An 8414-nucleotide genomic window follows, 5' to 3' on the forward strand; every position below is an offset into this window, starting at 1 on the left:
TTTACAGCTATCCAATCTTGCACATCTTTCACCTCTTTTATCCCTCCACATGTATTGATCATATGGATAGGATACATTTGTATTCTCAAGGGGTCAATTTTACTTGTAAATCGGGGGTCAGTTTTAATTATAAATCAACAAGTAGACCACTAATTCACGTTGAAAATTGACCACGTCAAGAAACAAATGTAACCTTTTCATAAGAAAACTTATGAGAGGGGATTGAGAGGTGAAGGATGTGCATGATTGGATCAGTGTGAAACGTATGTTTAAAAGCGGGGTGAAAATTAACCAGATCGCTAAGAGAATGAAGATGTCTAGGAATACAGTTAAAAAGCTGTTAAAGCAGAATTCAGAGCCCAAATACAAAAGAACTCAGACTAGTACTAAGGTTGATTTATATAAGGATAATATTAAAGCATGGTTCATTGAAGATGGATTTATTGGAACAAGAATATATGAAGAACTTATCAAAATAGGCTATAAAGGAAGCATCAATCCTATCTACAGGTACTTAAAAACTTTAAAAGATGAAAAGAATAAAATACCAAAGAAAGCGACTGACAGAGTTGAAACTCCTCCTGGAGACCAAGCACAATTCGATTGGTCTCCATACACAATGGTTATTGGAAATGAAATCAAGAGGGTCATATGTTTTTCAATGATTTTGTCGTATAGCAGGCAAAAATCTATGGTATTTTCCTTATCCGAGGATGCTGATGCAATTTATGAAGCCATACAGGAGCTTTTTGAGGATCTTGGAGGAATAACGGCAGAACTGGTAATTGATAATCCAAAAGCTCTTGTTATTGAAAACATACCTGACTCAGAACCGAAATTTAACTTTGATGCATTAAGACTAGCAACACATCTTGGGATCGAACTTAACCCGTGTAACTGTTACCGGGCAAGGACAAAAGGAAAGATTGAGAAGCCTTACCAATACATAGAGGAGCATTTTATAAAAGGAAATTCCTTCCCTTCTATGACCGAACTCAATAAAGCAGGTAAAGAATTTATTACAAACTGGTGTCAAAAGGTACATGGGACTACCAAAAGAATTCCTTCTGAGGCTCACAAGGAGGAAATTATATGCCTTTCTCCCATTCCAGAGAAAAGATTTATTAAAAGTACTTTAGAAAAACGGAAGGTTAGCCCTGACTCCTATGTTAACATTGATGCCAGAAAGTACAGTGTTCCTGTTAAATACGTTGACAAGCACGTCCAATACCGGATTGTCTATGGTTATAAGATTGAAATATACGATATGAATATGAATTTTATAAGATCCTATGAAATCAATACATCGGACAACCCTGTAACACGTCTGGATGAAGATTATGAACCAATTTCTAATAGAGTTCCGAAATCAATACCAGAGATCAGAAGACAATTCAAATCCGTATTTAAGAATGGAGAGGTTTTTCTTGAAACTGCATCAAAGATACTTGATCAACCTATTTATCATGCCAGACAAATACTTAAACTAAGAGAGCTTTACACCATAGAAAGCCTTGATAAGGTTCTAGAATACTGTATTAGGAACAATATATTAGATATTGATGGAGTAAAAGGTGTATTGAAAGAAAAATACGTTGAAATAGTTCTGGGAGATAAAGTTTCAAAGGCTACTAATTCCATAGCAGGCAGTCATTCTCTTGCAAGAGATCTGTCATACTATGAAGGAGGTGGCCAAAATTGAATGTAAATACTGAGATTGACACTAATGATAAATACATTAAGACAATGCTAAAAACATTTAAGCTTGTTGACATTAGAAGAAAGTACAATGAATTGATAGAAGAAGCAATAGCTAAAAACCTGGGTTATAAGGAATTTCTCATAAGTCTTTTATCTACGGAGGAAGAAGGTAAACAGAAAAGACGTACCGAACGGAATATAAAAGCTGCCCAGTTTGAGAAAATTACTACTTTGGAAGAATATGATTACAGTTTTCATAAATATCAAAACATGCAGAAGATAAAAGAGTTATCGACACTTGAATTCCTTGACAAGCGTGAAAATATAATATTCATCGGGAAAACGGGAGTAGGTAAAAGTCATATAGCGACAGGAATCGGATTGAAGGCATGTGAAGCAGGTAAAAAAGTACTTTTTGAAAATGCCTTAGAATTGATCAATAATCTTTCAAAATCAGCTGCTGAAGGCAATTTAAAAGAATCGCTTGCCAGGCTTTCCAAAGTTGACCTTATCATTATTGATGAACTTGGATACCTCAAGATGGATAGAGAGAAAGAAAGTATCTTCTTTCAATTGGTTCGAAATAGGTATGAAAAGAAATCAATCATAATTACAACAAACCTTAAACTAAGGGAATGGGATGAGCTATTTACAAGTCAACTTGCGGCAACGGCTATTTTAGATAGAATTGTACATCATTGTCATATTATTAATATGGGTGTAGAAGACGGTGACGATGATAGTTATAGGATTAAAGGAAAAAGAAAGGAGATAATCTTATGAGTAGATTAAAAAAACTCGAGAGTATTGATTTTAAGATATTTGTTGATATATTTAACACTCATGGAAAGAAGGCAGCAATAAAACATGTTACAGAAACATACGGAGTCAGGTATGATACCATTGTTAAAAGACTAAGACTGGATTCTGAATATACATTTGATCAAAGTAGGGACAAGTATATCTTAAAGTCAGACAGTAGTTCTGAAAATCCATTTTTAACAGTGGAAGAGCTTTGTCATAATGATAAATACAAGACTATGCAGACTGACTTTATTGATCCAGATAAAATTATCTCCAACCTTATTAAAGATAAATTCTTTGAGGTTAGTAAATATGTAACTTTGGAGAATAGCAATAGAAAAATCATTTTAAAACTTGATGCAGCAAGGGCAGCAGGATATGATATTGAATATGTGTAGTGGTTAGTTTTTGGTGTAAATTCTATAATTTACAATGTGAGCTTGAAAGGAAGGAATTAAAATGATTGTAACTAAGAAATACATACAAGAATTGAAAGAAAAATCTTTTTTGGAAGTTTCAAAGAAAGCAGAAGAACTTATTCTTGAAAAGTTCGGCGAAGAATCTGAACCAGATGAAAATGGTTATATACAGACATACACGGAACAAGACATTTGGGAGCAGATTAGAAAGATAATTCAAGAAAATTAATGTTAAAAGTGGTTAATTTTCAGCGTAAATGCTGTGATTTTTATATTAAACGGTTCAAAAAAGAAAGTTTTTCACACTGAAACCATACTTAAGGCACTATATATGATGTGAAAAACGCTTTTTTGAATCGTACCGCGACACGCTTTTTGTGGAGCGTGATTTTCAAGCTTTTAGTGGTCAATTTTCAGTAAAAATTTCGATGTTTTTTAGAAGCTATTTTAAAATAATGTTTTTGCAAGGCTTTAAGGCCTGTAGTGGTCAATATTCAATAAAAAAAGCATAAAAAAGTGGTCAAAATTGCTTGACAATCAACACAGACATATAGACCTCACAATTAAATAATATCAAGATTTTTTCCTACCAAGCCATTCATCAAGAGCCTTAGAGATTACAGCCCTAAACTCTTCATCCGATGAATTTCCAATTTGCATTCACGCATGCGTTCTTTTAAGTTTTCTAAAAGATATTCCGCTTCTCCCTTTGTTTGACAGTGCACAACTCCATCATCCGCATATCTTGCCCACGGATTTAGAGGAAACTTCTTCTTCATCCAAATGTCAAAAACATAGTGTAAAAAGAGATTTGCAAGAACAGGACTTATAACCCCTCCTTATGCAAAGTAAGTAATTATGCAAAGTAAAGTCTGTATTTGCCCATAAATGCTGCATCTAACTTTAATTTACTCTGCATAATCTCCGACAATGATGATAGAGCCAAAGGCTCAAAAATCATAAGTTGGAGGTGTTTCTTATGCTAAAGAAACCATTAAAAGAACTCTTGGAAGGTTTGGAGCAGGAATTACTGCGGCTTGGCTATTCAGAGGGCTCCCTGAAATTTTACCGTAACCGCTGGAGTAAACTCATAAAATTCGCTGAAGAACGGAATGAAATATATTATTCCGAGCAGCTTGGTATTGATTTTATCGAAATCCATTATCGGATTTTTGAAAAGGATTTCGACAAAACATTATCTCAAAAAGATACACAGGAACTCCGCATTATTCGCATGATTGGGGATTTTCAGCTGCACCACACCGTTTTAAGGCGATTTTACAAGCATCGAAAGCTACTTGCAGATTCGTATTATATATACATCAGCAATAATTTTAAAAATTATTGCGAGCAAAGAGATTATTCCAAGGTGACTGTGGATCATTACGTGAAACAGTCCGAACGTTTCATGGATTATCTTGTTTCCCAAGGAGTCCGTGACTGCCATGATATCAAACTTTCCGTAATCAACAACTATATCCGGACACTGGCCGGATACACCTATAAAACTGTGGAACAGAATATCTGCTCAATACGTTCCTTTTTAAGATACCTGCAGGAGCAGGATTTTCTGAAAACAGATTTAGCTTCAAAGACACCGATGGTTCAAGCTCGGAGACAGACACGCATTCCATCTGTCTGGACAAGGGAAGAGTTGAATACACTGATAGGTGCCATTGATCGAGGAAGCCCAAAGGGAAAGAGGGACTATGCCATGATCCTTCTTGCCTGTGTGCTGGGCCTTAGGGTAACAGATATCAAAAACCTCACTTTTGGTTGTTTTCACTGGGAAGAAAAGAAACTGATATTCACCCAGTCAAAAACACGGGAAACAGTCACTCTACCGATTCCTGCCGAAGTGGGATGGGCTGTCATTGATTATCTCAAATATGGCAGGCCAAAAGTGGAATCTCAAATTATCTTTGTGAGGCATATGGCACCATTCCTGCCCTTTTCAGAAAGTGATCATCTGTGTCAGTTAATCCGCGATTATATGCGGATTGCCCACCTGCCCACTTTGAAGAAGCACCGGGGTATGCATTCGCTTCGCCATACGGCGGCTTCAAGAATGCTCGAACATGATACACCACTTGCTGTCATCTCAGATATTCTGGGTCATACAGACACGGACTCCACAGCAGTTTATCTGAAAGTGGATATCAATAAGCTCAAGGAATGCTGTTTGAATACTCCGGAGGTGTATACGCATGAGTGAGTACTTGTTCAAAGGGCCATTTGCAGAGCATATTAAAAACCATGTTTGCCTGAAGCAGGCGATTGGCTATAAATATGAGACAGAAGCAAGGCATCTATTACGGTTTTCAACTTTTACTTTGGAAAAGTATCCAACAGCAACAATGCTTACAAAGGAAATTGTGCTGGATTGGTGCTCAAAGATGGCTTATGAGGCACAGGCTAACCAGTGTGCAAGATCCTCCATCCTGCGGCAACTTGCCATATATATGGAGAACATGGGTATTGGAGCATATGTTCTTCCAAAGGGTTATTATCCGACAGAAGAGCAGTATGTCCCACATATCTATACGGAAGATGAACTGCAGCGATTCTTTCATGAAACAGATCAATGTCATTATGTCAGTGAATGTCCATACCGCCACCTAATCATGCCATTGTTCTTCCGGATGGTTTATTCCTGTGGCCTTCGTTCCTCAGAAGCGAGGCTCCTAAAAGTAGCAGATGTGGATATTGAGGCAGGTATACTGACCATTCATCATTCGAAGAAAGACAATAGCCGTCTAGTTCCGATGTCAGACGAACTTACAGAACGATGTCGGAATTATTCTGCAAATGTACATATGCTCTCAAAAGAAATTGATTGGTTCTTTCCCGGATTGAATGGAAAACCAATGACTGTAGGAAATGTATACCATAATTTCAGACGTTTCCTATGGAGAACAGGCATTTCCCATGGCGGGAGGGGAAAGGGACCAAGAGTACACGACCTTCGCCATGCATATGCCTGCCACTGCCTGAAAAAATGGGTTTTACAGGGGAAAGAACTTGCCGCATATCTTCCGGTACTGAAAACATATATGGGGCATGATTCCTTTGAAGAAACAGCGTATTACCTTAGGCTGACTGCTGATGTTTTTCCGGACATATCCATAAAGTTGGAAGGATGTTATCCAAACATTATTCCAGGAATAGAAGGTGGTGCCGATGAAACCGACTGATTTTGCTACACACCTGACTGAATTCCTGTCCACGTACCTACCCCAACAGAAAAATGCAAGCAGAAATACAATATCGTCGTATCGTGATACTTTTAAACTGCTGATCTATTATTGTCAGGAACAGAGGAATATTCCTGTTGAAAAACTGAACATGGGTATGCTAACTCATGGAATGATTATTGATTTTCTAGAATGGCTTGAAAGGGATCGTAAATGCAGTATTGCTACTCGGAATCAGAGACTTGCAGCTATACATTCCTTTTTTCGCTATGCACAATATGAGGAACCATCAGGAATCCTTCATTTCCAAAAGGTAATTGCCCTGCCTGTTAAGAAGGCATCCAAACCATCAGTGCCACATCTGACACCAGAGGCAATGAAGCTTTTGTTATCGCAACCGGATAAAACAACAGCAAAAGGCAGACGTGATCTGACGATGCTAAGTGTCCTTTATGATTCTGGATGCAGGGTCCAGGAATTAGCTGATCTCAGGGTACGTGATGCTGTACTGGATAATCCGGCAGTACTTATTTTAACAGGAAAAGGCAATAAGGTACGTAGGGTTCCACTGATGAAAAACACTCTGACATTGCTGGAACATTATATTCGGGAGAATTTCCTTGACAAGCCTTGGAAAGCTGACTATCCGCTGTTTATCAACAAACAGCATAACAAACTCACCAAGGAAGGCATTGCTTACATCATCTCCCAATATGTTGTTTCAGCAAGAAAAACATCTACGAGTGTGCCAAAGAAAGTGATGCCCCATATGTTTCGGCACAGCAAGGCAATGCACCTACTACAGACTGGCGTCAGTCTCATATATATCCGTGATTTTCTTGGACATGAAGACATTAAAACTACCGAAATTTAGGCAAAGTGCGATTCTGAATTGAAACGTAAGGCTATTGAGAATGCATATCCGGATTTGGTTGATAGCAATCTTCCTGATTGGAACAAAGATGCTGCGTTGCTTGACTGGCTTTCAAATCTTAAGTAGTCCTGATATTATGCGAAGTAAATCCTGATAAAGCATTGGAATTTCAATGGTTTTAGCGGTTTGCTTTGCATAATCATCAACTTTGCATAAGGGTCCTTATGCAAAGCTTTGCATAAACCTCCTTGCGGTGTTCCAGAATTCCTTTGCAGTATAGTTCCGTCTGACATTTTTATAGGAGCTTTTAAAAATCTTTCAATATAAAGAATAATCCATTTACTGTCTGTATGCTTTGTTACAGCTTTCATCATTAGTTTGTGGTCAATATTATCAAATAGTCCCTTGATGTCAAACTCCAAGACCCACGGCATTTTCCAGCACCTTTCCCGCGTTACCGCAACAGCATCTAAGGCTGAACGGTTTGGTCTATACCCGTATGAATTATCGCAAAATATCGGCTCAACTAACGGTTCAAATCTCATACGGACAACCATTTGTGCTACCCTATCTTCTATTGTTGGTATACCCAATAGCCTTTTCATACCATTTTTCTTTGGTATTTCAACTCCTCTAACTGCCTTTGGAAAATAACTGCCTGATGACATTCTGTTCCATAACTTGTACAGGTTGTTCTTTAAATTCTTTTCAAATTCTTCAAAATCAATCCCATCAACGCCACCAGCACCATGATTCGCTTTTACACGTTTGTATGCTTCCAGCACTTGATGTCGTGAAATCTCAAACGACTTTCCTTCACTCATTAAATCCTCCCATTTCTGGTTGTTTAATATTGAATTATAGATAACAGAATCCCTTCGCTCCGCTGCCATTACAGCAGTTTCTTCACTACTACGAATTCTTCCGCATCTTTGCTCTACATCACTACTTTCATCCTTGTCAATTTATCGCTTGGATTTTTCGTTTTGCATTAGAGCAGAGACTTCTCCTGTTCCTTATAAGAGCCTGTGCCATGCTCCTGTAACCTCTACGCCGACAGCCATCTGACCAATAACCAGGTTCTCGTCAGATTTATCCCAGTAGGATAGAAAGCCACTGGTTTCGACTGTATTTTCGTATTAACGACGCTTAATCAGTTCTTCATTTTCATTCAGCTTCATAGCACTTACCTAGCTGATGTATCAGCTTTTTCCTGTTATGCTAAGCACCATACCTTTTGAGTACAGCACCTAAAGGCGGTTTGGAACCTGCACCTGAATGCCGATTCCGAGAGACCTACTCTCATCTCTTATAAAGCATGATTTGATTGCCCAACCTCACTCCCCTTCTTTGCAATCTCCTCTTCAGGACACACGTCGAGTAAACCCGGGGACTTTCACCCCAAGCTTCTCACAGAACCGT

At 38.1% G+C, this 8414-nt stretch carries 9 protein-coding genes; 7 read left to right on the forward strand and 2 right to left on the reverse strand.

Going from position 1 to position 8414, the window contains the following annotated elements; translation table 11 throughout:
* Nucleotides 1–229 precede the first annotated feature (229 nt).
* The 4 genes from istA (at nucleotide 230) to VIO64_RS17635 (ending at nucleotide 3153) form a co-directional block, all read left to right on the forward strand.
* Nucleotides 230–1702, forward strand: coding sequence for an IS21 family transposase (gene istA / locus VIO64_RS17620; protein ID WP_331920660.1), 1473 nt, complete (start codon nucleotides 230–232; stop codon nucleotides 1700–1702).
* Nucleotides 1699–2484, forward strand: a complete 786-nt coding sequence (gene istB / locus VIO64_RS17625) for an IS21-like element helper ATPase IstB (protein WP_331920662.1) — start codon at nucleotides 1699–1701, stop codon at nucleotides 2482–2484. Before istA ends, istB begins: the two co-directional genes overlap by 4 nt.
* A complete protein-coding gene (locus VIO64_RS17630) occupies nucleotides 2481–2903 on the forward strand; it encodes a hypothetical protein (RefSeq protein WP_331920664.1) in 423 nt (140 codons plus the stop codon). Before istB ends, VIO64_RS17630 begins: the two co-directional genes overlap by 4 nt.
* Before the next feature lie 61 nt (nucleotides 2904–2964).
* Complete coding sequence (locus VIO64_RS17635; RefSeq protein ID WP_331920666.1) at nucleotides 2965–3153, forward strand: hypothetical protein; 189 nt, start codon at nucleotides 2965–2967, stop codon at nucleotides 3151–3153.
* A 388-nt stretch (nucleotides 3154–3541) separates the two neighbouring features.
* Here the strand turns inward: VIO64_RS17635 and VIO64_RS17640 are convergent, their stop codons facing one another.
* Nucleotides 3542–3754: a reverse transcriptase domain-containing protein gene (locus VIO64_RS17640; RefSeq protein ID WP_333783867.1), complete on the reverse strand. Its 213-nt coding sequence runs from the start codon at nucleotides 3752–3754 to the stop codon at nucleotides 3542–3544.
* Nucleotides 3755–3903: 149 nt separating this feature from the next.
* Here VIO64_RS17640 and VIO64_RS17645 point away from each other — a divergent pair, with 149 nt between their 5' ends.
* The 3 genes from VIO64_RS17645 to VIO64_RS17655 are packed head-to-tail and all read left to right on the forward strand — an operon-like array spanning nucleotide 3904 to nucleotide 6992.
* Complete coding sequence (locus VIO64_RS17645) at nucleotides 3904–5139, forward strand: site-specific integrase (RefSeq protein WP_331920668.1); 1236 nt, start codon at nucleotides 3904–3906, stop codon at nucleotides 5137–5139.
* Nucleotides 5132–6118: a tyrosine-type recombinase/integrase gene (locus VIO64_RS17650; RefSeq protein WP_331920670.1), complete on the forward strand. Its 987-nt coding sequence runs from the start codon at nucleotides 5132–5134 to the stop codon at nucleotides 6116–6118. Before VIO64_RS17645 ends, VIO64_RS17650 begins: the two co-directional genes overlap by 8 nt.
* A complete protein-coding gene (locus tag VIO64_RS17655) occupies nucleotides 6105–6992 on the forward strand; it encodes a site-specific integrase (protein ID WP_331920672.1) in 888 nt (295 codons plus the stop codon). The genes VIO64_RS17650 and VIO64_RS17655 overlap by 14 nt, the downstream gene beginning before the upstream one ends.
* Before the next feature lie 134 nt (nucleotides 6993–7126).
* Here the strand turns inward: VIO64_RS17655 and VIO64_RS17660 are convergent, their stop codons facing one another.
* Nucleotides 7127–7816 (reverse strand): reverse transcriptase domain-containing protein, encoded by a 690-nt coding sequence (locus VIO64_RS17660; RefSeq protein ID WP_414705310.1) that lies wholly within the window; start codon nucleotides 7814–7816, stop codon nucleotides 7127–7129.
* Nucleotides 7817–8414: the final 598 nt, after the last annotated feature.

Source organism: Pseudobacteroides sp., from assembly GCF_036567765.1.
GTDB lineage: Bacteria > Bacillota > Clostridia > Acetivibrionales > DSM-2933 > Pseudobacteroides.